The sequence below is a fragment of the Achromobacter sp. EB05 genome, assembly GCF_044232075.1.
GTDB lineage: Bacteria > Pseudomonadota > Gammaproteobacteria > Burkholderiales > Burkholderiaceae_B > Achromobacter > Achromobacter dolens.
Genome location: NZ_CP155917.1, coordinates 4,443,752 through 4,466,165, shown reverse-complemented (window position 1 = coordinate 4,466,165; position 22,414 = coordinate 4,443,752). Strand labels below are relative to the sequence as shown.

25 protein-coding genes are annotated in these 22,414 nt (G+C 69.1%); 13 read left to right on the top strand and 12 right to left on the bottom strand.

What is annotated here, in order from left to right; all coding sequences use genetic code 11:
• Positions 1–49 precede the first annotated feature (49 nt).
• The 4 genes from AAID08_RS20230 (at position 50) to AAID08_RS20215 (ending at position 2,975) form a co-directional block, all read left to right on the top strand.
• Positions 50–1,057, top strand: a complete 1,008-nt coding sequence (locus AAID08_RS20230; RefSeq protein WP_395756835.1) for an NAD-dependent epimerase/dehydratase family protein — start codon at positions 50–52, stop codon at positions 1,055–1,057.
• A 91-nt stretch (positions 1,058–1,148) separates the two neighbouring features.
• Entirely contained in the window at positions 1,149–2,054 is a 906-nt protein-coding gene (locus AAID08_RS20225; protein WP_395756834.1) for an aldose 1-epimerase, read from the top strand.
• Positions 2,055–2,130: 76 nt separating this feature from the next.
• Positions 2,131–2,487, top strand: coding sequence for a hypothetical protein (locus AAID08_RS20220; protein WP_054503119.1), 357 nt, complete (start codon positions 2,131–2,133; stop codon positions 2,485–2,487).
• 134 nt (positions 2,488–2,621) lie between these two features.
• The gene (locus AAID08_RS20215) at positions 2,622–2,975 is read left to right on the top strand and encodes an antibiotic biosynthesis monooxygenase (RefSeq protein WP_054503118.1); all 354 of its coding nucleotides are present in this window, start codon (positions 2,622–2,624) and stop codon (positions 2,973–2,975) included.
• Positions 2,976–2,992: 17 nt separating this feature from the next.
• Here the strand turns inward: AAID08_RS20215 and AAID08_RS20210 are convergent, their stop codons facing one another.
• From AAID08_RS20210 to AAID08_RS20200, 3 genes are all read right to left on the bottom strand, one after another.
• Complete coding sequence (locus AAID08_RS20210) at positions 2,993–3,292, bottom strand: hypothetical protein (RefSeq protein WP_395756833.1); 300 nt, start codon at positions 3,290–3,292, stop codon at positions 2,993–2,995.
• A gap of 119 nt (positions 3,293–3,411) precedes the next feature.
• Positions 3,412–4,425 carry a zinc-binding alcohol dehydrogenase family protein gene (locus AAID08_RS20205; RefSeq protein ID WP_116791924.1) on the bottom strand — a complete coding sequence of 338 codons (1,014 nt, stop codon included), beginning with the start codon at positions 4,423–4,425 and terminating at the stop codon, positions 3,412–3,414.
• A gap of 26 nt (positions 4,426–4,451) precedes the next feature.
• Positions 4,452–5,246 carry an SDR family NAD(P)-dependent oxidoreductase gene (locus AAID08_RS20200; RefSeq protein WP_054486626.1) on the bottom strand — a complete coding sequence of 265 codons (795 nt, stop codon included), beginning with the start codon at positions 5,244–5,246 and terminating at the stop codon, positions 4,452–4,454.
• A 109-nt stretch (positions 5,247–5,355) separates the two neighbouring features.
• Between AAID08_RS20200 and AAID08_RS20195 the strand changes: the two genes are divergently transcribed.
• Positions 5,356–6,267, top strand: coding sequence for a LysR family transcriptional regulator (locus AAID08_RS20195; RefSeq protein ID WP_395756832.1), 912 nt, complete (start codon positions 5,356–5,358; stop codon positions 6,265–6,267).
• 12 nt (positions 6,268–6,279) lie between these two features.
• Here AAID08_RS20195 and AAID08_RS20190 read toward each other — a convergent pair whose 3' ends face one another.
• The gene (locus AAID08_RS20190) at positions 6,280–6,783 is read right to left on the bottom strand and encodes a DUF6496 domain-containing protein (protein ID WP_049072897.1); all 504 of its coding nucleotides are present in this window, start codon (positions 6,781–6,783) and stop codon (positions 6,280–6,282) included.
• A gap of 188 nt (positions 6,784–6,971) precedes the next feature.
• Between AAID08_RS20190 and AAID08_RS20185 the strand changes: the two genes are divergently transcribed.
• On the top strand, positions 6,972–7,190 hold the full coding sequence (locus AAID08_RS20185) for a dodecin (RefSeq protein WP_006386517.1): 219 nt from the start codon (positions 6,972–6,974) through the stop codon (positions 7,188–7,190).
• 834 nt (positions 7,191–8,024) lie between these two features.
• Here the strand turns inward: AAID08_RS20185 and AAID08_RS20180 are convergent.
• Both AAID08_RS20180 and hpxZ read right to left on the bottom strand, forming a co-directional pair.
• Positions 8,025–8,579 carry an NADPH-dependent FMN reductase gene (locus AAID08_RS20180; protein WP_049072898.1) on the bottom strand — a complete coding sequence of 185 codons (555 nt, stop codon included), beginning with the start codon at positions 8,577–8,579 and terminating at the stop codon, positions 8,025–8,027.
• A 79-nt stretch (positions 8,580–8,658) separates the two neighbouring features.
• On the bottom strand, positions 8,659–9,036 hold the full coding sequence (gene hpxZ, locus AAID08_RS20175) for an oxalurate catabolism protein HpxZ (RefSeq protein WP_395756831.1): 378 nt from the start codon (positions 9,034–9,036) through the stop codon (positions 8,659–8,661).
• A 208-nt stretch (positions 9,037–9,244) separates the two neighbouring features.
• Here hpxZ and AAID08_RS20170 point away from each other — a divergent pair, with 208 nt between their 5' ends.
• A complete protein-coding gene (locus AAID08_RS20170; RefSeq protein WP_175143264.1) occupies positions 9,245–9,790 on the top strand; it encodes an antibiotic biosynthesis monooxygenase in 546 nt (181 codons plus the stop codon).
• Between the two features lie 38 nt (positions 9,791–9,828).
• Here AAID08_RS20170 and AAID08_RS20165 read toward each other — a convergent pair whose 3' ends face one another.
• The 6 genes from AAID08_RS20165 to AAID08_RS20140 are packed head-to-tail and all read right to left on the bottom strand — an operon-like array spanning position 9,829 to position 14,886.
• Entirely contained in the window at positions 9,829–10,536 is a 708-nt protein-coding gene (locus tag AAID08_RS20165) for a GntR family transcriptional regulator (protein ID WP_054503113.1), read from the bottom strand.
• Positions 10,537–10,558: 22 nt separating this feature from the next.
• A complete protein-coding gene (locus AAID08_RS20160; RefSeq protein WP_175143263.1) occupies positions 10,559–11,947 on the bottom strand; it encodes an AtzE family amidohydrolase in 1,389 nt (462 codons plus the stop codon).
• Positions 11,944–12,126 (bottom strand): DUF4089 domain-containing protein, encoded by a 183-nt coding sequence (locus AAID08_RS20155; RefSeq protein ID WP_049072902.1) that lies wholly within the window; start codon positions 12,124–12,126, stop codon positions 11,944–11,946. The genes AAID08_RS20160 and AAID08_RS20155 overlap by 4 nt, the downstream gene beginning before the upstream one ends.
• A gap of 34 nt (positions 12,127–12,160) precedes the next feature.
• The gene (locus AAID08_RS20150; RefSeq protein WP_054503111.1) at positions 12,161–12,982 is read right to left on the bottom strand and encodes an ABC transporter ATP-binding protein; all 822 of its coding nucleotides are present in this window, start codon (positions 12,980–12,982) and stop codon (positions 12,161–12,163) included.
• Between the two features lie 2 nt (positions 12,983–12,984).
• Entirely contained in the window at positions 12,985–13,875 is an 891-nt protein-coding gene (locus AAID08_RS20145; RefSeq protein WP_395756830.1) for an ABC transporter permease, read from the bottom strand.
• Between the two features lie 3 nt (positions 13,876–13,878).
• A complete protein-coding gene (locus tag AAID08_RS20140; RefSeq protein ID WP_049072904.1) occupies positions 13,879–14,886 on the bottom strand; it encodes an ABC transporter substrate-binding protein in 1,008 nt (335 codons plus the stop codon).
• A 279-nt stretch (positions 14,887–15,165) separates the two neighbouring features.
• On the opposite strand from AAID08_RS20140, the gene AAID08_RS20135 reads away from it, so the two are divergent.
• From AAID08_RS20135 to AAID08_RS20110, 6 genes are all read left to right on the top strand, one after another.
• Positions 15,166–16,077, top strand: a complete 912-nt coding sequence (locus AAID08_RS20135) for a LysR family transcriptional regulator (RefSeq protein WP_049072905.1) — start codon at positions 15,166–15,168, stop codon at positions 16,075–16,077.
• 121 nt (positions 16,078–16,198) lie between these two features.
• Positions 16,199–16,867 carry a DUF4286 family protein gene (locus AAID08_RS20130; RefSeq protein WP_116791919.1) on the top strand — a complete coding sequence of 223 codons (669 nt, stop codon included), beginning with the start codon at positions 16,199–16,201 and terminating at the stop codon, positions 16,865–16,867.
• Between the two features lie 44 nt (positions 16,868–16,911).
• Positions 16,912–18,231: an MFS transporter gene (locus tag AAID08_RS20125; RefSeq protein ID WP_054417760.1), complete on the top strand. Its 1,320-nt coding sequence runs from the start codon at positions 16,912–16,914 to the stop codon at positions 18,229–18,231.
• A gap of 278 nt (positions 18,232–18,509) precedes the next feature.
• Positions 18,510–19,808 (top strand): imelysin family protein, encoded by a 1,299-nt coding sequence (locus AAID08_RS20120; protein WP_054503109.1) that lies wholly within the window; start codon positions 18,510–18,512, stop codon positions 19,806–19,808.
• Entirely contained in the window at positions 19,805–21,322 is a 1,518-nt protein-coding gene (locus tag AAID08_RS20115; protein ID WP_063585128.1) for a di-heme oxidoredictase family protein, read from the top strand. Before AAID08_RS20120 ends, AAID08_RS20115 begins: the two co-directional genes overlap by 4 nt.
• The gene (locus AAID08_RS20110; protein WP_395756829.1) at positions 21,322–22,410 is read left to right on the top strand and encodes an imelysin family protein; all 1,089 of its coding nucleotides are present in this window, start codon (positions 21,322–21,324) and stop codon (positions 22,408–22,410) included. Before AAID08_RS20115 ends, AAID08_RS20110 begins: the two co-directional genes overlap by 1 nt.
• Positions 22,411–22,414 lie beyond the last annotated feature (4 nt).

Below are 22,414 nucleotides of genomic sequence, written 5' to 3'. Positions count from 1 at the left end.
GTGCGGCGTCAGCGCCAGAATGGTCGCCATGGATTCACGGGAGATGACCATGACGACGATCGAATCGGGCCGGCCGGGCACCGCGCTGGTATTGGGCGCCACCGGCGGGGTGGGCGGGGAGGCGGCGCGCCAGTTGCGTGACGCCGGTTGGGGCATCCGTGCCCTGGCGCGCGGGCTGGCGACGGAAACGGCGCAGCGCGACGGCATGACGTGGCTGCGCGGCGACGCCATGAACCGCCAGGACGTGGCGCGGGCGGCGCTGGGATGCGAGGTGATCGTGCATGCGGTCAATCCGCCCGGCTACCGCCGCTGGGGCGAGTTGGTGCTGCCGATGATCGACAACACCATCGCGGTGGCGACCGCCCAGGGCGCGACCATCGTGCTGCCGGGCACGATCTACAACTACGGACCGGACGCCTCTGTACTGCTGCGCGAGACCTCGCCGCAGCATCCGTTGACGCGCAAGGGCGCGATCCGGGTGGAGCTCGAACGCCGCCTGCAGGTCGCCAGCGCGCATGGCGCGCGCGCCGTGGTGCTGCGGGCCGGCGATTTCTTCGGGCCTGACGCCGGCAACAACTGGTTCTCGCAGGCGCTGGTCAAGCCGGGCCGGCCGTTGACGCGGGTCAGCGTGCCGGGCGCGCCGGGCGTGGGGCATCAATGGAACTACCTGCCGGACGTGGGCCGGGCGCTGGTCGAGCTGCTGGCGCGGCGCGAAGCGCTGGCGCCGTTCGCGGCGTTCCACATGGCTGGGCATTGGGATGCGGACGGCACGCGGATGGCCGCGGCGATCGTGCGGGTGGCGCGCCGCCACGGGGCCGAGCCGCGGGTGGGCGCGTTTCCATGGTGGCTGCTGCGGCTGGCGGCGCCGTTCTCGGAGACGCTGCGCGAGATGATGGAGATGCGGTACCTGTGGCGCCAGCCGCTGCGCATGGACAACACGCGCCTGGTCGGCGTGCTGGGCGCCGAACCGCATACGCCGCTGGACGAGGCGGTGGCGGCGACGCTGCGCGGGCTGGGATGCCTGCCGCAAACGCCGCCGCCAACGCCCGCCGCCTGATGCGGGTTCCGGCGCGCGCGACTTGCTGGCGCCGGACCGCGCCATGCACAATGGCGCCACGCGGCCGTTCGCAGCGCCGCGGGAGCGCCCGATGCCTGATTTACCCTTTCCCGCCACGCTGGATGCCAGCGAACGCGTGACCATTGCCCACGGTTCCCACCGCGCCGAGTTCGCGCCGGGCGGGGGCGGGCGCCTGACCCGCCTGTCGACGGGCGAGCATGACTGGATCGTGCCGCTGGTCGAGAACGGCTGGCCGCCGGCGCAATGGCCGCGCGCCGGGTCGTATCCGCTGACGCCCTACTCGAACCGGGTGCGCGACGGGGGGTTCACCTTCGCGGGCGCGCGGCATGTGCTGGAATCGCTGCCCGGTCGGCCGCAGGCGATCCATGGCGGCGGCCTGTACCAGCCCTGGCAGGTGCGCCACCTGGCCGATGACGCGGTCGACCTGGTGCTGCAACAGCCGGCCGGCGTGCTGGGCTGGCCGTGGCCGTATGAGTGCGTGCAGCGCTATCGGCTGGATTCGCGCGGGCTGTCGCTGACGCTGCTGATGATCAACCAGGGCGAGACGCCGATGCCGTTTGGCTGCGGCATCCATCCGTATTTCACCGCGCCGCGGGTGGCGTTGCATGCGCGGCGCATCTGGCCGGCCGACGCCGACGGCCTGCCCGGCGCCAGCCAGACGGTCCATGTGCGCGAGCTGGGCCAGTCGGCCGAGGGTTGCGATACCTATCTGTCGCAATGGGGCGGACGCGCCACGCTGCACTGGCCGGACGGGCACGAACTGGCGTTGCACGCCGATGCGGCCTTTGCGCACCTGGTGGTCTACACCGCGCCGGGCGCTGATTTCCTGTGCGTGGAGCCGGTGACCAACGTGGCCGATGCCTTCAACCTGGCGGCGGCGGGCGAGACTCGCGCCGGCCTGCAGGTGCTGGCGCCGGGAGAGCGCTTCAGCGCGACGCTGTTGCTGGCGCTGCGGCCGCCGCGCGGCGCGCGTTGAGGCCGGCGGCCATGCCGCTGGCAACGGTCGGACGCTCCGGCGATAATCCGGCAAAACCCAATCCAGGAGTCGTTACGTGAAAAAGCTCAGCACCGAACAATTGCAGGCGGCGGCCGAGACGCTGCGCCGGGTGCAGGCCAGGCTGGCCCGTTCGGGCAGCCTGCCGCTGGAGCCGACCATCTATGCCAGCGCCAAGGGCTTTCGCCGCGCCGTGCCCGACTACGTCTGGTCGTGGCTGTCGGGCCTGCTGGCGCCGCACAAGAGCCTGTCGGCCTGGATGGACGCGCACCAGCCGGGCTGGCGCGAAGGCAAGATTCCGGCGGCGGTGGTCTACGCGCGCACCGAGAACGGCTGGTTCGACTGGCTGATCGCGCAACTGGAAGAGGAAATCCGCGACCCGCACGCTCGCGCCAAGCGCGACGGAAACGCCTGATCCGGGCCGGCAGGCCGGGCAAGGAGGCGGCGCGATTGCGGACGGCTATGTCCGCACTCTCGCGCCCGCCGGCCTCTTTTTCACGGCGCCGGGCCGGGCCATAGTGTTGCCTGTTTTTCACCACAGGAGCCGACATGGCCTTTCCCGATTCAGCCGCCTTCAAGCCCGCGCCGGATGGCACGGTATTCATCGTCAATGTGATCCATGCCCACCCAGGCCGGCAGGAGGACGCCTTCCGCGCTATCCAGGACGTGGTGCATTACGTCGCGCGCACCAAGCCTGGCTTTCTCTGGAGCAACCTGGCCAAGAGCACGGACGGCAAGACCGTGGTGAACATCGAGGCGATCTCGGGGGCGGGAAAGGTCGATGAGTTCTTTTCCGATCCGGTTTTCGTGGAGAAATTCCGCAAGCTCGATGCGGTATCGACCAGCGAATTCCACACCTATCAGGTCGACGATCTGGTGCTGCCCGGGCTGCGCGCGGCCTGAGCCGGTCGGGGCAGGCGTCAGGCGCGGGCCCGCGAGCGCGCCGCGCGCAGACGCCGCGCCACCAGCACCAGCAGTTCCTGCACCGCGGCCACCAGCAGCGCGGCCAGGATCGAGCCCAGCACCAGCGCGTCCCACAGGCGCGGCGGACCGACGCGGAACTGGATGGTGTCGAACACCAGCCCGGCGGTGATGCCGGCGACGAGGACGGCCTTCCAGCCCTGCAGCGGCACCAGCCGCAGCATCAGCAAGGCGACCGCCACCATGCCCCAGAGCATGGGTTCCAGCGCTTGGTCGAACAGGTGAGAAGTCAGAGCCAACTCCCGAAAGCGCGGCGGCGGGCTGGCAGCCCGCGTCGCGCAGTCGAGTTTTTACCGCTTTCTCCGCTGTAATGCGAGACGCCCGTCCCGTTTTTTTCGTCGGAACGGGCGGGGGCGGGTCAGAAGCCTTCCAGCACCACCTTGCCGCGCGCCTTGCCGCTCTCGATGAAGGCGTGGGCGCGGCGCAGGTTTTCGGCGTTGATGCGGCCGTAGTGCTCGCCCAGCGTGGTGCGCAGGGTGCCGTTGTCGATCAGCCGCGCGGCCTGGTTCAACAGCTCGTGCTGGGCGATCAGGTCGGGCGTGTTGTGCAGCGGCCGGGCGAACATGAATTCCCAGTGCAGCGAGGCCGACTTGCCCTTGAGCAGGCGCACGTCGATGGCGGACGGATCGTCGATCAGCGCGATCCTGCCCTGCGGCGCGATGGCTTCGGCCAGTTGCGGGAAATGCTGGTCGGTCTGGGTCAGGCCGGCGATGAAGCTGACCTGCGGATGGCCGATGCGCTTGAGCTCCTCGGCCAGCGGGCGGGTGTGGTCGATGACGTGATGGGCGCCCAGCTCGGTGACCCAGGCCTGGGTCTCGGGCCGCGAGGCGGTGCCGATGATGGTCAGGCCGGTCAACTGGCGCGCCAGTTGCACCAGGATCGAGCCGACGCCGCCGGCCGCGCCGACCACCAACAGGGAGCCCTGACTGGGCGCGGCGTTATCGAGCACGCGCAGGCGGTCGAAGAGCAGTTCCCACGCGGTGATGGTGGTCAGCGGCAGCGCGGCGGCCTGGGCGAAATCCAGGCTCTGCGGCATGCGGCCGACGATGCGCTCGTCGACCACGTGCAGTTCGCTGTTGGCGCCGGGGCGGGTCAGGGCGCCGGCGTACCAGACGCGGTCGCCGGGCGCGAACAGGCTGGTCTTGGCGCCCACGGCGCGCACGATGCCGGCGGCGTCCCAGCCGATGACCTCGGGCTGGCCGTCCTTCGGCTTGCGGTTGGCGCGGATCTTCACGTCCACCGGGTTGACGGAAATGGCTTTGACTTCGACCAGCAGGTCGTGGTCGCCGGGCACGGGCTCGGGCGCGGTGATGTCCTGCAGCGATTGCGGATCGGTGGCGGGCAGGTTCTGGAAGTAGGCGATGGCTTTCATGGGGGATCTCGGAACGGGAAAAGGTATCAGGCGATGGTGCGGACCACGCCGCCGTCGACGCGCAAGGCGGCGCCGTTGGTGGCCGAGGACTGGCGCGAGCAGGTGTAGACGACCATGTTGGCCACTTCCTCCACCGTCGCCAGCCGGCGCAGCAGCGAGCTGGGACGATGCTGGGCGATGAAGTCGCGTTCCATCTGTTCTTGCGGCAGGCCTTGTTCCCTGGCCATTTCGGCGAAGAAGTCGACCACGCCTTCGGAGCGCGTCGGGCCGGGCAGCACGGCGTTGACGGTCACGCCGCTGCCTGCGGTCAGCTCGGCCAGGCCGCGCGAGACGCCCAGCAGCGCGGTCTTGCTGACGCCGTAGTGGATCATCTCGGCGGGAATGTGCAGCGCCGATTCGCTGGAGATGAAGACGATGCGGCCCCAGTCGGCGGCCAGCATGCGCGGCAGGTAATAGCGCGACAGGCGCACGCCGCTCATGACGTTGGTGTCGAGCATGTAGCGCCAGTCGTCGTCGGTGATTTCGGTGAAGGACTTGGGCGCGAAGTAGCCGGCGTTGTTGACCAGGATGTCGACGTCGGGATGGGCGGCGCAGATCGAGGCGGCGCCGTCGGCGGTGGACAGGTCGGCCTGCACGGTGTGGACCTGGGCGCCCGGATGCTGGCGCGCGACGGCGTCGGCGGCCTGCTTGAGCTTGTCGGCGTTGCGGCCGTGCAGCACGACCTGGGCGCCGGCCTCGGCCAGGCCCTGGGCGATGGCCAGGCCGATGCCGCCGGATGAGCCGGTGACCAGGGCCTTCTTGCCGTCGAGTTCGATTTTCATGGGGGACTCCAAAAGCGTGGGGGTGACGCCATCATTACCCAGTGGCGGATGCGGAAAAACCGGCTAGCATCGGACTCAGTTTCAATGAATTTTTGAAAATGAGCCCTTCATGGTTCGATTTGAAGACCTGCGCATCTTTGTGGCGGCGGCGGATCACGGCAGTTTTTCGGCTGCCGCGCGCGAGCTGGACCTGACGCCGGCGGTGGCCAGCGCCGCGCTCAAGCGGCTCGAACTGTCGCTCGAAACCCGCCTGTTCGTGCGCTCGACGCGCAGCCTGCGGCTGACCGGCGACGGCGAGCGCTACCTGGAATACGCGCGCGCCGCGCTGTCGAGCCTGCAGGCCGGCCAGAGCGCGCTGGCGCGCGACAAGACGGCGATCTCCGGCACGCTGTCGGTGTCGATTCCGTCGGACCTGGGCCGCCATGTGCTGCTGCCCTGGCTGGACGAATTCCAGCAGCGCCATCCGCGCGTGAACTTCCAGGTGCGCATCAGCGACCGCCTGGCCGACCTGTACCGGCAGCCGGTCGATATCGCGCTGCGCTACGGCACGCCCGGCGATTCGAGCCTGGTGGCGCTGCCGCTGGGCGAGCACAACCGCCGCGTCGTGTGCGCCGCGCCGGCCTATTTCGCGCGCCACGGCATGCCGCGCACTCCCGCCGACCTGCGCCGCCACAACTGCCTGTGCTTCGTGCTGGGCGAGTCCCTGCATGATCGCTGGGCCTTCGAGCACGAGGGCGACGCCGTGACCGTGGCGGTCAAGGGCGACCGCGTCGGCGACGACGGCGACCTGGTGCGGCGCTGGGCGCTGGCCGGCCACGGCGTGGCCTACAAGTCGCGCTACGACGTGCTGGCCGATCTGCGCGCCGGGCGGCTGGTGCAGGCCTTGCCCGACTACATCGGCGAACCGTCGCCGCTGTACCTGCTGTGCGTGCACCGCATGCTGCTGTCGCCCGCGGTCAAGCGCCTGCGTGAATTCCTGCAGGCGCGCCTGCGCGAGTTCGAGGCCGGCGCCACGCCGTGACCGCCGGGCCGCTCAGTGATGGGCGGCGGCGCGGTTGGCGGCGCGGGTGCGCGCGGCTTTCTTGGCGGCGGCCGAGCGTCCCGCCGCGCCCTTGGTGGCGGCGGCCTTTTTCGCGGCGGCCGAACGATCCGCCGCCGTGCGCCGGCTGGCCGTCTTGGACGCATGGCGCGACAGGGCGGACTTGGACGCCGGCTTGGCGCTTTCACGCTTGAGGGCGCGGGTGGTGGCGCGGGCGCGCGTGGCGGATTTCGCGTGGCCGTCGTGCGCCGCCTCGCTGTCCTGCTTGGCCTTGCGTCGGGTGGCCGCGCCGGCCTTCTTGGGCGAGGGCAGGTCGACGCCGGCGCGGCGCGCCTTCGACAGGCCGATGGCGATGGCCTGCTTGGTCGAGCGCACGCCGTGCTTGCCTTCGCGCACGTGGTCGATTTCCTCGCGCACGAATTCGCCCGCTTGGGTGGATGGGGACTTGCCTTGCTTCTTGTCGCGCGCGGCGCGTTGCAGCGTTTTCCGTTCAGGCATGACAACCTCCTGGCTTGCGTTTCAGAAGCGAGACCGCGACGTGGGCGAGGCCGCGCCGACGGAACTCGTAACACCACTCTATGCCCCACGCGGTATCCTGTGTGTTCGAATGGATTGCCGGTCGTAAGCGCCGGAACCCCGCGCGCGGCCGACGATTCGCAACGCTTCCCCCTCAAAGGAGACAAGCCATGTCGAATCATGTCTACAAGCAGATCGAACTGGTGGGCTCGTCCACCAAGTCCACCGACGATGCGATCAGCAAGGCCATCGAACGCGCGTCTGAAACGCTACGCCACCTGGATTGGTTCGAGGTCACCGAGGTGCGCGGCCACATCAAGGACGGCAAGGTGGCGCACTGGCAGGTCGGCCTGAAGATCGGCATGCGGCTGGAGGATGGCGACGTCTAGCGCCGCCGAGGCGCGATGGCGAGCGCCCGGCATTGACGCGGCGGGCGCGACGCGTCCGCGGCGCTGCTCCTTTTTTGAGCGGTCCTTGCAAGTGCTTGTCGGATAAGATTTTTTTCGGCTTGTCATGAGACTGTTCAGAGGTTTGTCCACATCCGGTGGGGACAAATGCGAGACGGGGCGGGCGGGCGCGGCGCATCACGTAGCTGGCGCGGCCGGCGCACGGCGCCTGAGCGTTTATTGCCCGCCTGGCGCAAGGCCTTGGCGGTAAAGGGATTTTTGCGGCTGCCCGCAGGCTGTCCTCAGCCTTATCCACATTTCCCGGGGACAACCCGAGGCCTTTTCGGGCCGTCCTGGGCCTTTCTTGATCAGCCCTTGCAGGTGCTTGATGTGCAAGGGAAAAGCCGAGCTGCCCTCATCCTGTCCTCATGCTTGTCCACAGAATGCTGGGACAAATGCACATGGCGGCGCGGATGCTGGCGGCAGGCGCGGGATGCGTCCGCAGGGCGGTGGATAAGTGTCCTGGGAATCGGCCAAACGGTCGATTGCGCATTTTTTGATCGGCACTCGCAAGTGCCTGGCATGACAGGTTTTTTCGCACCTGCCCCACACCTGTCCTCAAGCTTCTCCACAGTTGGCGGGGATATTGTTGGCCCCCACGCGGCGCGCACTGCGTGCGCTTGCTGCCCTCCGAGGGGGCTGCCCGGCCTTCGGGCGGCCGGGCGCTTAATCCACAAAAAAAAGCCCCCCGGCTTGGCGGGGGGCGTGATCGCCCGGAGGTAGACGGGCGATCGGTTGCCGGGCGGGCAGGCGCCCTTGGCCCGGCAGCGGCGGCAATCAGGCGTTGAACTTCTTGACCCAGTCGACGTAGCGGTCGATCCAGCCCTGAAGGAACTTGCGCGTGCCTTCGTTGGTGATGTTGTACTGGTCGTCGACCAGGCCATCGGTGTACTGCAGGAAGACTTCCGGCGTGGTCAGGGCGTTGGCGCCTTCGGCGGCCAGGATGTTGCGCAGGTGCTGCTGCATCAGGGCGGTGCCGGCGGCGCTGGGCGAGGTGCCCAGGATGCCCACGGCCTTGCCGGCCCACGAATTCTGGCCCCACGGACGGGTGCCCCAGTCGATGGCGTTCTTGATGGCGGCGGGCACCGAGCGGTTGTGCTCGGGCGAGACGAACAGGATGCCCTGGGCATCGAGGATCTGCTGCTTGAGCTTGGCCGCGGGCGCGGGCAGGTTGTTCTCGTTGTCCTGGTTGTACAGCGGCACGTCGCCCAGGCTGACGTAGTCGAACTTGAAGTCCGCGGGAACCAGTTTTTCCAGCGCGCGCGCCAGGCGCAGGTTGATCGATGCGGCGCGCAGGCTGCCGACGAAGACGGCGATCTTGTAGGTGCTCATGAGGCGGGGCTCCTGGGTCGGGGGAAAGCCCAGTGTAGACCTGTCGTCATGACCGCTCAATGGCGGCGAGCCCATAAGGTTATGGACTCATCAGGCTGACATGCGCCGACACCACGCGCCAGCCTTGCGGCGTGCGCATCCAGGTCTGGCTCTGGCGGCCGATGCGGTCGCTGCCGTCGCGCTGGAATTCGATGTTGGTGGTGGCGAAGTCGTGGCCATAGGTGGTGATGGCGGTGCGCAGCACGCGGCGCGCCAGGCCTTGCGGCGAACGGCCGGCGCGGAAGGCGCGGATGGCGTCGTAGCCGTAGAGGTTCTCGCCAGCGCCGTAGCGCAGCGTATGGGGGCTGTTCCAGAACAGTTCGTCGAGCACGTCGACGTGGTTGTTGACCAGGGCGGCCTCATAGCGCGCGAAGGCCACGGTGACCTCGGCGACGACGGCGGGCAGGTTGATATCCATGTTGCGGGGCATGCTCCGTGTTGAATGCACCACGATGGTGCTTGATTCAGGGTAATCACCAATATGGGGTGTGTTGCGGTGCGCAAATTCCGCCGTGGCATAGGCGGATCGCCCTGTCCGCGGGGGGATGCTGCGGTGCAAGGCTGGCACGCGGCTTGCTAGGGTTTACACCACATAACACGCTGCACGCCGCTCCAGGAGTTTCACCATGTCCAGTTCCGCCGTTCCCGCCCCGGTCACCATGCTGGTCACCCGGCACATTGCGCCCGAACGCTACAGCGATTTCCTGTCCTGGATGCGCCAGGGCGAGATCCTCGCCGCCGGCTTTCCCGGTTTTCTCGGTTCGGGCGTGCTGCAACCGCCCGAGGGCGGCGACCAGTATCAGATCGTGCTGCGCTTCAATGACGAGGCCAGCCTCAATCGCTGGGAGCAATCGTTGCCGCGCCGCATGTGGCTCGAACGCGGCGCCGCGCTGGTGCGGGCCAGCCACGCGCGCCGCGTCAGCGGCATGGACAGTTGGTTCGGTCCGCAGGGCACCGCGGGCGCGCCGCCGCGCTGGAAGCAGGCCGTGAGCATCTGGCTGGCGTACTTCCCGGTGCTGCTGGCGTTCACGCTGCTGGTGAGCGAACACCTGAGCGCCTTGCCGGTGTTCTGGCGCGCGCTGATCACCAGCGTGACCATGACGCCGGTGATGGTGTTTGTCTGCATTCCGTTCGTCACGCGGCGGTTGGGCCGCTGGCTGCAGCCGCGCTGACGCGGTCGCCAGCGGGTGGCGTGGCCCGGCCATGCCGCCTAGGCCGCCTGTGCGCGCCGGCTGGCGTACAGCCGGTGCAGCGTGATCTTGCGCACGGCGGCCTGGCTGTCGCCGATGTGGGCGCGCAGCAGCGCGGTGGCCTGTTCGGCGTCACGCCGCAGGATCGCCTGCAGGATGGCGCCGTGTTCGGCGTAGGTGCGGGCAATGCGCTCGGGCTGGGTGAAGTCCAGCCGCCGCACGATGCGGATGCGCTCGGTGGCGGCGCGATGCACGCGCGCGATCTCGGGGTTGCCGGCGGCGGCCACCAGGTCAGTGTGAAAGCGCTCGTCCAGCGCTGCCAGCCACTCGCCATCGTGCGACTGGTTGGCGCCGTCCACCAGCCACACGTCCGCCAGCGGCTGCAGCGCGCGCAGCGGATCCGGCACCTGGCCCGGCGCGCACAGGGCCTGCACGGCGGAGATCTCCAGCACGCTGCGCAGCTCGTAGAAATGATCGAGCGTGTCGAAGTCCAGCGGCTTGACCAGCCAGCCGTTGCGCTGGCGCACTTCCAGGTAGCCCTCGCGTTCCAGGCGGAAAAGCGCCTCGCGCACCGGCGTGCGGCTGACGCGCAGGCGCTCGGCGATCTCGGTTTCGGTGAAGCGGTCGCCGGGCGCCAGGCGGAAGTCGAGGATGTCGCGCTTTAGCGTGCCGTAGGCGGAATCGGCCAGGCTGCGGGGCGTGTCGATGACGGCGAATGCGGAATCCATGGACGGCCTCGGTTGTGGCGGGTCAGGGGAGGGGACGAACGGCGGCGACGCCCGCCTGTTCCAGCCGCCGCGCGGCCAGCAAGCAATCGGCCTCGCGCCACGGCGCGGCGATCAATTGGACGCCCAACGGCAGGTGCGCGTCGGCGCCGATGCCCGGCCAGGTGGGCGCGGCGCACACCGGCAGGCCAAGGCAGGAGATCGGCTGCGTCAGCAGGCCCATGCTGGCGCGGGCGGGCAGTGACTGGCCGGCCAGGGCCAGGGTCTCGGTGCCGATGGCGGTGGCGGGCACCGGCGTGGCCGGGGCGATCAGCACGTCGTAGTGCGCGAACAGCGCCATGGCTTCGCGGTAGACGCGGTGGCGTACCCGCTGGGCCTGCTGCACCCAGGCGGCGGGGACCAGGCTGCCGGCGACCAGGCGATCACGCGAATGGGGTTCGTAGTAGTCATAGTGCGTGACCAGGCGGCGGCGATGCAGCGCGCCGCCCTCGGCCGCGGTGATGACGAACGCGGCGGCGCGCGCCTGTTCGGCGCTGGCCAGTTCGACGACCTCCGTGGCCGCCAGCGCGCGCGCGGCCAGTTGCACGGCCTGGCGCGCCTCGGGGCCGGCCCAGTGCGCGAAGTAGCCGCCCAGCACGGCCACGCGCAAGGGGCGGTCCGAGCCCAGATCCGCCAGCACGGGCTCGACGGGCCGTTGGGCGCAGGCGGCATCTTCATCGTCAGCGCCTTGCAGCGCATCGTAGACCGCGGCCAGGCTGGCCGTGTCGGCCGCGAATGGGCCCAGGTGGTCGAGGCTGCCGACGAACGGGAACGAGCCGGTGCGCGGCAGGCGGCCAAAGGTCGGCTTCAGGCCGAACACGCCGCACAGCGAGGCTGGCACGCGGATCGAGCCGTTGGTGTCCGAGCCCAGCGTCAGCGGCACCAGGCCGCCGGCCACCGCCGCCGCGCTGCCGCCCGAGGAACCGCCGGCGATGCGGGCGGGATCGTGCGGGTTGCGGCTGGCGCCGTAGTGTGAATTCTCGGTGGTGAAGCCGTAGGCGTGCTCGTCCATGTTGAGCGCGCCCACCAGCACGGCGCCGGCATCGCGCAGCCGCGCCACCAGGGTGGCGTCGCGCGGCGCGGGCGGATTGGCGGCGTTGACGCGGCCGCCGGCCAGCGTCACCTCTTCGGCGGTGTCGAACAGGTTCTTGACCGCGTACGGCACGCCGGCCAGCGGCGGCAGGGATTCGCCGCGAGCCCGCCGCGCGTCGATGGCGGCGGCTTCCTGGCGCGCACGGGTTTCGGTGATGGCGGTGAAGCAGTTGTAGCGCGCATCGGCGGCGCGGATGCGCGCCAGCGTGGCTTCCAGCACGGCGCCTGCGCTGCGCTCGCCATTGCGGATCTGCCGCGCCAGGTCGAGGACGGCGCCGTTCACGGGCGGAACACCGAGGCCGATTCCAGCTCCACCGGCAGGGCCTCGTCGATGAAGCTCGAAGCGATGTCGTGGATGCGCGTGAACTGCCGCGCCACCTCGGTCGCGGCCGGTTCGCGCAGGGCATAGCCGGCCAGCGCCAGCGCGCTGCGTACGTATTGGTCGATGGTTTCCTGGGTCATGGCGGACTCCGGTGGATCGGAAGGAAAAGACGAACTATTTGCGGACTTCGCGCTGGAAAATCTCCAGGCTCAGTTTCTTCATGCCGATGAAGCTGGGCTCGGACAGCGTCTCGACCGTGCGCGGCCGGGCGTCGCCGTAGTCCAGGATCTCGGCCACGCGGGTGGGGCGCTTGGTCAGCAGCAGCACCTGGTCGGCCAGGTACACGGCTTCCTCCAGGTCGTGCGACACCAGCAGCATGGTGGTGCCGGTCTGCATGAAGACCTCCTGCAGCTTTTCGCGGATGAACAGCGTCATCTCGAAATCCAGCGCCGAGAACGGCTCGTCCAGGAACAGCACTTCCGGTCCGGGGGCCAGCGCGCGCATGATGGAGGCCGTCTGCTGCTGGCCGCCCGACAGCTCGTAGGGATAGCGCTTGAGGTCGAACTTGACGTCGAACGAGGCCACCAGCTCTTCCACGCGCGCGTCCACCTCGGCTTTGCTGCGGCCTTCGAGGCGCAGCGGGTAGGCGATGTTGTCGATGGTGCGCAGCCACGGGAACATGGCCTCGCGGTAGTTCTGGAAGACGTAGCCGATCTTGGTCTGGGCCAGCGACTTGCCGTCGAACAGGATCTCGCCGGCATCGATGGGGATCAGGCCCGCGATCATGTTGATCAGGGTCGATTTGCCGCAGCCGTTGGGGCCGAACACCGAGACGATCTTGCCCTTGGGGATGTCGAGGTTGAAGTCCTCGTACAGCGGCCAGCCGGCGAAATACTTGGTCAGGCCGCGGATGGTGATGTGGGTGCCGGCCGGACCCGGCTGGAACGGCGCGGGCGTGGGGGAGGGGGCGATGACGGGGTTGATGACGGTGGACATGATTATCGGCCGCTCCAGTGGACCACGCGCTTTTCCAGCACCAGGAAGAGGATGTTGAGAACGTAGCCGAGCGCGCCGGCGGCCAGGATCGAGGCGTACATGTCGCGCACGTTCAGCACCTGCTGGGCGTTGATGATGCGGTTGCCGAGCCCGCTGTCCGAGCCGATGAACATCTCGGCCACGATCACGATGACCAGCGCCATCGACACGCCGCTGCGCAGGCCGACGAAGGTGGGCTGCAGGCTTTCCCAGATCAGCACGTCCTTGAAGATCTGCCAGCGCGAGGCGCCCATCACGCGCGCCGCCATCACGCGCTGCTTGCGCGCATTGATGACGCCGTAGGCGCTGTTGAACAGGATCACCAGCACCGCGGCGAAGGCGGCGATGGCGATCTTGTTCATGTCGGTCACGCCGAAGATCATCAGGAACAGCGGGATCAGCGCCGACGACGGCGTCGAGCGGAAGAAGTCCACCAGGAATTCGACGCTGCGGTAGGCTTTTTCATTGCTGCCCAGCAGCACGCCCAGCGGCACGCCGATCACGCCGGCGATGACGAAGGCCTGCAGCGTGCGGCTGACCGAGGCCAGGAAGTCGCCCAGCAGCGGGCCGCCGGCCATGCCCTTGGCCAGGGCCACCAGCGTGGCGCCAGGCGTGGGCAGCAGCACCGGGCTGACCAGTTGCAGGCGCACCACCAGGTCCCACACTACGTACAGCGCCAGCGGGCCGATCAGCGGCAGCAGGCGCGCGGCGGTCCAGGTGCGCGGCGGGTGCGAGGCGGGGGCGGTTTTGCCCGGCGACCCGGCGGCAGGCAGGGCGGCCGCCGACGCGACGGCCGCGTGGCTGGCGCGGCCAGCCGGGGCCGCGCTGGTGCGGTTGGCGTTGATCGCGTCCATGGCTCAGCCCTTGTACAGCATCGAGGCCACGTCCACCTTCTGCGCGAAGATGCCCTTGTCGGCGAACAGGTCGAAGAATTTCTGGAAGTACTGGATGTCGCTGGGGGTGAACTCGTTGTAGAGCGTGTAGGCGGCCAGCGGCACGGCTTCGGTCATGGGGCCTTCGATGGCGGTGTAGCCCTTCATGAAGGGGCGCGCCTCGTCGGGCTTGGTGCGGATCAGCTCGATGCCGCGGGCGTAGGCGGCGATGAATTTCTTGCTCTCCTCGGGATGCTTCTTCAGGAACGCGGTGGTCAGCGAGGCCGAGCCGCCGAACCACGGCGCCATCGGATCGCCCAGCACGTATTTGGCGATCACGCCCGCCTCGAGCACGCGGGTGGTGCCGTTCAGGCGCCCGACCGTGCCGGTGGGCTCGAGCGTGTAGCACGCGTCCAACTGGCCGGCGGCGACCGCGGCGACGTGCTGGCTGATCGCCAGCTCGACCACGGTCGCCCCGGTTGCGCCGGCGCGCTCCAGCACTGCTTTGGCCAGCGTGGCATTCTGGATGCCGGGTCCAGAACCGACCTTTTTCCCCTTGAGGTCTGCGATGGATTGGATGGGACTGTCTTTCGCGACGATGAACTCGTCCAGCACGTTCTTGGCGTTGCTGGGATTGGAGGCGAAAATCTTGAACAGGCCGGGCGAGGCGATTTCGCCGATGGCCAGGTTGGCCGAGCCGGTGCCGTTGGCGCTGCCGTCGGCGCGGCCCGCGAGCATGGCTTCCATGACCTGCTGCGCGCCGGCGAACTTGAGCGCCTCGACATTCAGGCCGGCTTCCTTGAAGTAACCCTTTTCGATGGCGGCATAGAACGGCAGGCCGGCCGCGACCGGCCAGTAGCCGATGCGGATGACCGGGCCCGATTGCGCGCGCACCAGGGCGGGCGCGGCCAGCGCAGCGGCGCCCAGCGCGGCGCCCTGCATCAGCCGGCGGCGGGTGGCGTTGAAAGCGAAGGGCGCGGGGCGGTCGGTCATGCGGGACTCCTGGTCAGGAAAAGAATGGGCGCTTGTAGACAAGCTTGCATACCAGTCCTTCAAGCAAGACCCGTGCCAACCTTCGCGGACCCGGTTTTTCGCCATGATGGGGCGATCCTGGCGCCTCGCGTGAACCAAGCTGGTGCATGTGGCACCGACAGGGGGCGCGCCTGGCGTCGTGGCGCGGCCGGCCCGCCAGGCGTTAGGATGTGCACAGGCCGGGGCTGCCGCCCCGCCGTTATCGGAAGGGCGCGTCATCGGGCGCGCCGTGGCGTGGATATGAATACCCGTTTTGTCGAAGCATTCCTGTGGTCCGCCCGGCTGGGCAGTTTTCGCGCGGCCAGCGACCGCCTGCACATCACGCAGGCCGCGGTGGCCAACCGCATCGCCTCGCTCGAGGAGGACATCGGCGCGCGCCTGTTCGAGCGCGACGCCAAGGAGCTGCGGCTGACGGCGGTGGGCACGCGCCTGCTGGACTATGGCGAGCGGCTGATGCAGTTGCGTCAGCAGATCCTGTCGCTGGGCCGCACCGGCGACGAGGTGTTCGGCCTGGTGCGCATCGGCGCCATCGAGACCGTGGTGCACACCTGGCTGATCGGCTTTTTGACCAACCTGCGTTCCACCTATCCGGGCATCGAGGTGCAGTTGACCTCGGAGACCACCCGCGCGCTGCACCGCGGCCTGCGCGAAGGCACGCTGGACATCGCCTTCCAGACCGACCTGCTGACCGATACCGGCGTCATCAGCACGCCGTGCCTGCCGATGGAGATGGGCTGGGTCGGGCCGGCCGGCGACGAGGAATCGCTGTCCGTGCAGCAGTTGCTGAGCGAGCCGGTGCTGACCATGAGTCCCGGCTCGCAGCCGCACGAGGCCCTGAAAGGGCTGTTCCGCGAAGCCGGCCTGCCCTTGGGCAAGGTGCATTGCGTCAGCTCGATCTCGGCGCTGGCGCGGCTGGTGCGCAGCGGCTTTGGCCGCGCCCTGGTGCCGCTGCCGCCGATCTACGAATACGTGGCGCGCGGCGAGGTGCAGATGATCCGCTGCGACGTGCCGGTGCCGCCGCAACTGCTGGTGGTGAGCTACCTGGAGGGCGCCGGTTCGGATGCGATCCGGCTGGTGGCCGAGCTGGCCTGCCGCGCCTCGGATCAGTACACCGCGTCGGTCACGCCGCCAACATTCGGGTCCGCGCAATAGCGTTATCCCTAGGTCGGCTTTCAGTAATTCTGTTGCCGGCGCGAAAAATTACTCGTTTGTCGGAGTTGGCCCCGCCGGCCGAAGATGAATCCCTTCCGTTATCGAAGGGATTTTTCTTTCCATGAGCCAAGCCTCCACTCCGTCCACGCCCCACGGCATGCTGTTCGTCGCCTGCGACGTCGATCCCGCCTTCGAAACCGATTTCAACCGCTGGTACGACCGCGAGCACGTCGAAGAGCGCGTGCGCATCCCCGGCTTCCTGTCGGGCGCACGCTATTTCTCGCGGTCCGGCGGCCGCAAGTACCTGGGGCTGTACCGCACGGCATCGCTGGGCGCGTTCACCACCGCCGACTACCGCGCCGCCTTCGAGCGCCAGACGCCGTGGTCGGTGACCAACCTGGACCGCATGCGCGACCCGATGCGACGCGTCTGCGCGGTGCAGGCCGTGACCGGGTTCGGCAGCGGCAGCCACATCGCGGTGCTGCCGCTGGTGTTCGGCGGCGATGCCGGGGCGCTGGTGGCGCGGGCGGCTGAGGCGGGCGCGGCGCTGGCGCAGGTCGATGGTTTCGTTCAGTCGTATTTGTTGGCGCCGGATGCGGCCTTGAGCGGTCCCTTGCCGCGAGAATCCACCGAGAACCGCCGCCTGGATCCGCTGTTCGTGGTCGAGGCCAGCTCGGCCGGCGCCGCGCAGGCCCTGGCCGAACAGGCCGCCGGCGCCTTCGGCATCCGCGCCAGCGATGCCTGGCAACTCGAACTGGGCTGGAAGCTGGCGGCCGCCGACCTGCGCTGACACGGCGCCGCCGTCCACACACATCACGAACATGGGGAAACACAATGGCTGAAAACACCTTGCGCGCTCCGGCGGCCGCCCACGGCGGCGCGGCGCCGGACAAGATGAAGAAACTGGCGATGGCCAGCTCGGTCGGCACCACGCTGGAGTGGTACGACTTCACGATCTACAACCTGATGGCGGCGCTGGTATTCAACGCCATCTTCTTCCCGTCGTTCGACCCGCTGACGGGCACCATCCTGGCGTTCTCGACCTATGCGGTGGGCTACGTCTCGCGGCCGCTGGGCGGCTTCGTCTTTGGCCACCTGGGCGACCGCCTGGGGCGCAAGTTCGTGCTGGTCGCCACGCTGGTGATCATGGGCGTGTCGACGGGCCTGATGGGCATGCTGCCCACCTATGCCAGTTGGGGCGTGTGGGCGCCGGTGGCATTGGTGGCATTGCGCTTCATCCAGGGCGTGGCGCTGGGCGGCGAGTGGGCCGGCGCGGTGCTGCTGTCGATGGAGCATGGCAAGCCCGACCAGCGCGGCCGCAATGCGTCCTTCACGCAGGTCGGGCCGTCGTGCGGCACGCTGATCGGCACCGGCTTCATCGCGCTGATCTCGCTGTGGCTCACGCCCGAGGAATTCCAGGCCTGGGGCTGGCGCGTGCCGTTCATGTCGAGCGTGGCGCTGGTGCTATTCGGCCTGTGGCTGCGCCGCGGCGTCGAGGAAACGCCGGTGTTCCTGGAAATGGAACAGAAGCGCGAAACCGCCAGCACCCCGATCAAGGAAGTGCTGGTGCAACACTGGCGCCAGTTGCTGGTGGCCGGCGGCTCGCGCATCGGTTCGGACGTGCTGTACGCGCTGGTGGTGGTGTTCACGCTGACCTACGTGACCACCGTGCTGCACCTGTCGCGGCCGCTGGCGCTGGGCGCCACCATGCTGGGCGCGGCGCTCAACGCCATCGCCGTGCCCCTGTGCGGGCATCTGTCGGACAAGATCGGGCGCCGTCCGGTGTACGTGGCCGGCGCGGTGCTGGGCATGATCTGGGCCTTCGTGTTCTTCACGCTGATGGACACCGCGCATCCCATCGCGATCTGCGCCGCCGTGGTGGTCGGCCTGCTGATCCACGCGATGATGTACGGCCCGCAGGCCGCCTTCATCACCGAGCAGTTCCCGGGCCGGGTGCGCTACGCCGGGTCGTCGCTGGCCTACACGCTGGCCGGCATCGTCGGCGGGGGCTTTGCGCCGCTGATCATCGCCAGCCTGTTCAAGTCGTGGAGCTCGACCGTGGCGGTGTCGCTGTACGTGGCCGCCGCGCTGGTCGTGACCGCCATCTCGGTGCTGGCCGCCAGGGAGACCGCCAAGGCGCCGCTGCAACGCTGAGCGCGGGGCCGGCCTGGCCGGCTTCTCCTGCCTGCGCCCGGGCTTGCCCGGGCTTTTTTGCGTCCATTCCGCGCGCGGCTGTCTGACGGCCGTTGCGGCCGCGAGGCCGGAAAACGACGGGAAGGGGCGCGTTTTCATGCGTTTTCGTTCGGAGAAATGTCAGCTATCTGACTTTGCGCTGAATAACAAACGAAAATTGTTTACACTCGCATCCACAAAATTCAAGTGTGGACCGGGTCGCCGCGGGGCGAATCCGGTCCGAGTTACGGGAGAAAGTGATGCGCAAGTTGTTGTTGGGGGCGGCGCTGGCCGTCGCGGCATTCGGGGGGGCGGCGCACGCCGCCACGCAGCCCAAGGCCGTGGTGACGAATTACTCGGACCTGGCGCTGGCCGGCTATGAAGACGCGCTCACTTCCGCCAAGGCGCTGCGCGAGGCCGTCAACACGCTGGTCGCCAAGCCCAGCGCGGACACGCTCAAGGCCGCCCGCCAGGCCTGGCTGGACGCGCGCGTGCCGTACCAGCAGACCGAGGCCTTCCGCTTCGGCAACCCGATCGTCGACGACTGGGAAGGGCGTGTGAACGCCTGGCCGCTGGATGAAGGCCTGATCGACTACGTCGACGCCTCCTACGGCACCGAGAACGACGAGAACGCCTATTACGCGGTCAACGTCATCGCCAATTCCAAGATCTCGGTGGGCGGCAAGACCGTCGATGTCAGCGAGATCACGCCCAAGCTGCTGTCCGAGGTGCTGCACGAGGCCGACGGCAACGAGGCCAACGTGGCCACCGGCTACCACGCCATCGAATTCCTGCTGTGGGGCCAGGACCTGAACGGCACCGGCCCGGCGCCGGCCGACCGCAAGGGCACGCCGCAGGAACGCCACGCGGGCAACCGTCCGCACACCGACTACGACGTCAAGCAGTGCACCGGCGGCAACTGCGAACGCCGCATCGCCTACCTGAAGGCCGTGACCGACCTGCTGGTGACCGATCTGGAAGAGATGGTCGGCAACTGGAAGAAGGACGGCGCCGCGCGCAAGGCCGTGGAAGAAGATCCCAAGGCCGGCCTGGTGGCGATGCTGACCGGCGTGGGCAGCCTGTCGTACGGCGAACTGGCCGGCGAGCGCATGAAGCTCGGCCTGATGCTGCACGATCCCGAGGAAGAGCATGACTGCTTCTCGGACAACACCCACAACTCGCACTTCTACAACCAGATCGGCATCCGCAACGTCTACCTGGGCGCGTACACCCGCGTCGATGGCAAGCAGGTGTCGGGCGCCAGCCTGTCGGAACTGGTCAAGGCGCGCGATCCCAAGCTGGACGCCGAAGTGCGCGCCAAGCTGGACGCCACCGTGGCCGCCATGCAGGCCATGAAGACCCGCGCCGAGACGGTCGAGACCTATGACCAGATGATCGCCGACGGCAACAAGGAGGGCAACGCCGTGGTGCAGGCCGCCATCGACCGCCTGGTCGACCAGACCCGCAGCCTGGAGCGCGTGATCGCGCTGCTGGACCTGGGCAAGGTCGCCATCGAAGGTTCCGACAGCCTGGACAAACCCGACGCCGTATTCAAGTGAAGCTCGTATTCGCCGCCGTACTGGCGGCGTCGGCCCATGCCGGCGCCGCCGCCGCTCCGACCGCGCCCGCCGGGCGCGACGACCTGAGCGCCGAGGACCTCAAGCGGGTCCTCGCCATCACCGCGCCGACCCGCGATTTCTCCAAGGCCGAGACCTTCGAGACCATGCAGGCGGGCGCCACCACCACCAACAAGCTCATCAACGCCGATATCTTCTCGCAGCCGTCGGCCAACATGAGCTTCGAGCGGCGCCAGGAATTCCAGGTCGGCAACGGCCTGTTCCGCAAGGACTGGGTCTCCGCGCCGGCCTCCACGCAGGCCTCCGACGGCCTCGGTCCGCTGTTCAACGCGCGGTCCTGCCAGGCCTGTCATACCAAGGACGGGCGCGGCTCGGTGCCGGGCTTCGATCCGCTGGAGCGTCCCGACGCCGTGGCATTGCTGTTGCGTCTGGCGGTGCCGGAAGGCCCGGACCGCGGCCATCCGCGCCTGGCGCCGGGCGAGATCGCGCTGCTGCCCGAGCCCGTCTATGGCGTGCAGTTGCAGAACTTCGCGGTGGCCGGCCTGCCGGCCGAAGGCCGCATGGAAATCGAATACACCCCGGTCACCGTCAAGCTCAATGGCGGCGAGACCGCCACGCTGATGAAGCCGGCCTACCGCATCGACAACCTGGGCTACGGCCCGATGCGCAAGGACACGCAGATCTCGCCGCGGCTGGCGCCGCCGATGATCGGCCTGGGCCTGCTGGAATCGATCCACGAGGCCGACATCCTGGCCAACATCGGCGCCGACAAGCGCGACGGCATCGTCGGCAAGGCCAACTGGGTCATCGACGCGCGCACCGGCCAGCGCGCGCTGGGCCGCTTCAACCTGAAGGCCGGCCAGCCCACGGTGGAGCAGCAGAGCGCCGCCGCGTTTTCCAACGACATGGGGCTGTCGACGCCGCTGTTCCCCAACCACTACGGCGACTGTACGCCGGCGCAGCCCCAGTGTCTGAAGATGCCGCACGGCGCGCAGCCGCGCTTCGGGCCGGAGGAAGTGCCGGCCAAGCTGATGGACTTCGTCACCACCTACTCGACCAACCTGGCGGTGCCGCAGCGGCGCGACGCCGACGACGCCCGCGTGCTGGCAGGCAAGAAACTGTTCTACGAGGCCAACTGCGTGGCCTGCCACGTGCCCAAGTACGTTACCAGCCGCAACGCGAAGCAGGCCGAGCATCGCTTCCAACTGATCTGGCCGTACACCGACATGCTGGTGCACGACATGGGCGATGACCTGGCCGACGGCGTGTCCGATGGTTCCGCCAACGGGCGCGAATGGCGCACCCCGCCGCTGTGGGGCATCGGCCTGACCAGGACCGTCAATCCCTCCGCCACCTGGCTGCACGACGGCCGCGCCCGCACGCTGCTGGAGGCGGTGCTGTGGCACGGCGGCGCGGGCCAGCCCGCGCGCGACCGCGTGGTGGCGATGACGCCCGAAGAACGCGCCGACCTGATCCGTTTCCTGGAGTCGCTGTGATGGCTATCCTTGTTGCACGCTGGCGCGCGCCGGCCCTGGTCGCCGCGCTGGCGCTGGCCTGGCCGCTGGCCGCCGGCGCCGAATTGCCCGCCGACCTGGGCGAGCGCCTGGCGCACGGCTATGCGCGGCCGGCCGCCGCCGGCATGGTCGCCGCCGCGACCGATCTGGACGGCGCGCTGGGCCAGTGGTGCGGCAAGCCGGATGCGGCCGGCGCCAAGCGGGTCGAAGCGGCTTTTGCCGACCTGGCCCTGGCGTGGGCGCGCCTCGAACCGCTGCGCTTCGGGCCGTTGGTTCAGGCCAACCGCTACGAGCGCCTGGCGTTCTGGCCCGACACGCGCGGCGTGATGCCGCGCCAGGTGCAGGCCGTGATCGCCGCGCAGGATGCCGACCTGCTCAAGCCGGGCGCGCTGGCCGGCCGCAGCGTCGCGGTGCAGGGGCTGCCGGCATTGGAATTCGTGCTGTATGGAGAGCCGGCGCTGCTGGCGCAGCAAGGCGCGCCCACGTTTGCCTACGCTTGTGGCTACGCCCGGGCCGTGTCGGCCAACGTCGCCGCGATCTCGCGCGACGTGGCGCAGGCGTGGGATGCCAAGGCCGACTTCGGCCGCCAGTTCGCGCAGCCGCGGGCGGGCAATGATCTCTACCGCGATCCGCAGGAAGTGGCGGCCGAAGCCATGAAGGCGCTGTCCACCGGCCTGCAGTTCGCGCGCGACGTGAAGCTGCTGCCGGTGCTGGGCGATTCGGCCGACGGCGCCCGGCCCCGGCGCGCCGCGTTCTGGCGCAGCGGGCTGTCGACGCGCACGCTGGCCGCCGGCCTGGAGGGCCTGGCGGCGTTCTATCAGGCGGGCGGCTATGCCTTGCCCAAGGGCGAGGACTGGATGGCGGGCGCGGTGCTGGCCGAAGTGGGCAACGCGGCGCGCGCGCTGCGCGAGGTGCCGGCGCCGCTGAAGCGGGCGCTGGGCGATGCCGAAGGGCGCCGCCTGCTGGGCCTGGCGGCGTTGACCCTGAAGAACGCCAAGGCCATCGTCGACCAGGACCTGGCGCCGGCGCTGGGCGTGACCATCGGCTTCAATGCGCTCGATGGCGACTGAGCAC

Excerpts from the sequence above, each read along its gene's own strand:
- AAID08_RS20230 (WP_395756835.1), top strand. The coding sequence starts at position 50 with ATGACGACGATCGAATCGGGCCGGCCGGGCACCGCGCTGGTATTGGGC.
- AAID08_RS20225 (WP_395756834.1), top strand. The coding sequence starts at position 1,149 with ATGCCTGATTTACCCTTTCCCGCCACGCTGGATGCCAGCGAACGCGTG.
- AAID08_RS20215 (WP_054503118.1), top strand. The coding sequence starts at position 2,622 with ATGGCCTTTCCCGATTCAGCCGCCTTCAAGCCCGCGCCGGATGGCACG.
- AAID08_RS20205 (WP_116791924.1), bottom strand. The coding sequence starts at position 4,425 with ATGAAAGCCATCGCCTACTTCCAGAACCTGCCCGCCACCGATCCGCAA.
- AAID08_RS20200 (WP_054486626.1), bottom strand. The coding sequence starts at position 5,246 with ATGAAAATCGAACTCGACGGCAAGAAGGCCCTGGTCACCGGCTCATCC.
- AAID08_RS20195 (WP_395756832.1), top strand. The coding sequence starts at position 5,356 with ATGGTTCGATTTGAAGACCTGCGCATCTTTGTGGCGGCGGCGGATCAC.
- AAID08_RS20190 (WP_049072897.1), bottom strand. The coding sequence starts at position 6,783 with ATGCCTGAACGGAAAACGCTGCAACGCGCCGCGCGCGACAAGAAGCAA.
- AAID08_RS20185 (WP_006386517.1), top strand. The coding sequence starts at position 6,972 with ATGTCGAATCATGTCTACAAGCAGATCGAACTGGTGGGCTCGTCCACC.
- AAID08_RS20180 (WP_049072898.1), bottom strand. The coding sequence starts at position 8,579 with ATGAGCACCTACAAGATCGCCGTCTTCGTCGGCAGCCTGCGCGCCGCA.
- hpxZ (WP_395756831.1), bottom strand. The coding sequence starts at position 9,036 with ATGGATATCAACCTGCCCGCCGTCGTCGCCGAGGTCACCGTGGCCTTC.
- AAID08_RS20170 (WP_175143264.1), top strand. The coding sequence starts at position 9,245 with ATGTCCAGTTCCGCCGTTCCCGCCCCGGTCACCATGCTGGTCACCCGG.
- AAID08_RS20165 (WP_054503113.1), bottom strand. The coding sequence starts at position 10,536 with ATGGATTCCGCATTCGCCGTCATCGACACGCCCCGCAGCCTGGCCGAT.
- AAID08_RS20155 (WP_049072902.1), bottom strand. The coding sequence starts at position 12,126 with ATGACCCAGGAAACCATCGACCAATACGTACGCAGCGCGCTGGCGCTG.
- AAID08_RS20150 (WP_054503111.1), bottom strand. The coding sequence starts at position 12,982 with ATGTCCACCGTCATCAACCCCGTCATCGCCCCCTCCCCCACGCCCGCG.
- AAID08_RS20145 (WP_395756830.1), bottom strand. The coding sequence starts at position 13,875 with ATGGACGCGATCAACGCCAACCGCACCAGCGCGGCCCCGGCTGGCCGC.
- AAID08_RS20140 (WP_049072904.1), bottom strand. The coding sequence starts at position 14,886 with ATGACCGACCGCCCCGCGCCCTTCGCTTTCAACGCCACCCGCCGCCGG.
- AAID08_RS20135 (WP_049072905.1), top strand. The coding sequence starts at position 15,166 with ATGAATACCCGTTTTGTCGAAGCATTCCTGTGGTCCGCCCGGCTGGGC.
- AAID08_RS20130 (WP_116791919.1), top strand. The coding sequence starts at position 16,199 with ATGAGCCAAGCCTCCACTCCGTCCACGCCCCACGGCATGCTGTTCGTC.
- AAID08_RS20125 (WP_054417760.1), top strand. The coding sequence starts at position 16,912 with ATGGCTGAAAACACCTTGCGCGCTCCGGCGGCCGCCCACGGCGGCGCG.
- AAID08_RS20120 (WP_054503109.1), top strand. The coding sequence starts at position 18,510 with ATGCGCAAGTTGTTGTTGGGGGCGGCGCTGGCCGTCGCGGCATTCGGG.
- AAID08_RS20110 (WP_395756829.1), top strand. The coding sequence starts at position 21,322 with ATGGCTATCCTTGTTGCACGCTGGCGCGCGCCGGCCCTGGTCGCCGCG.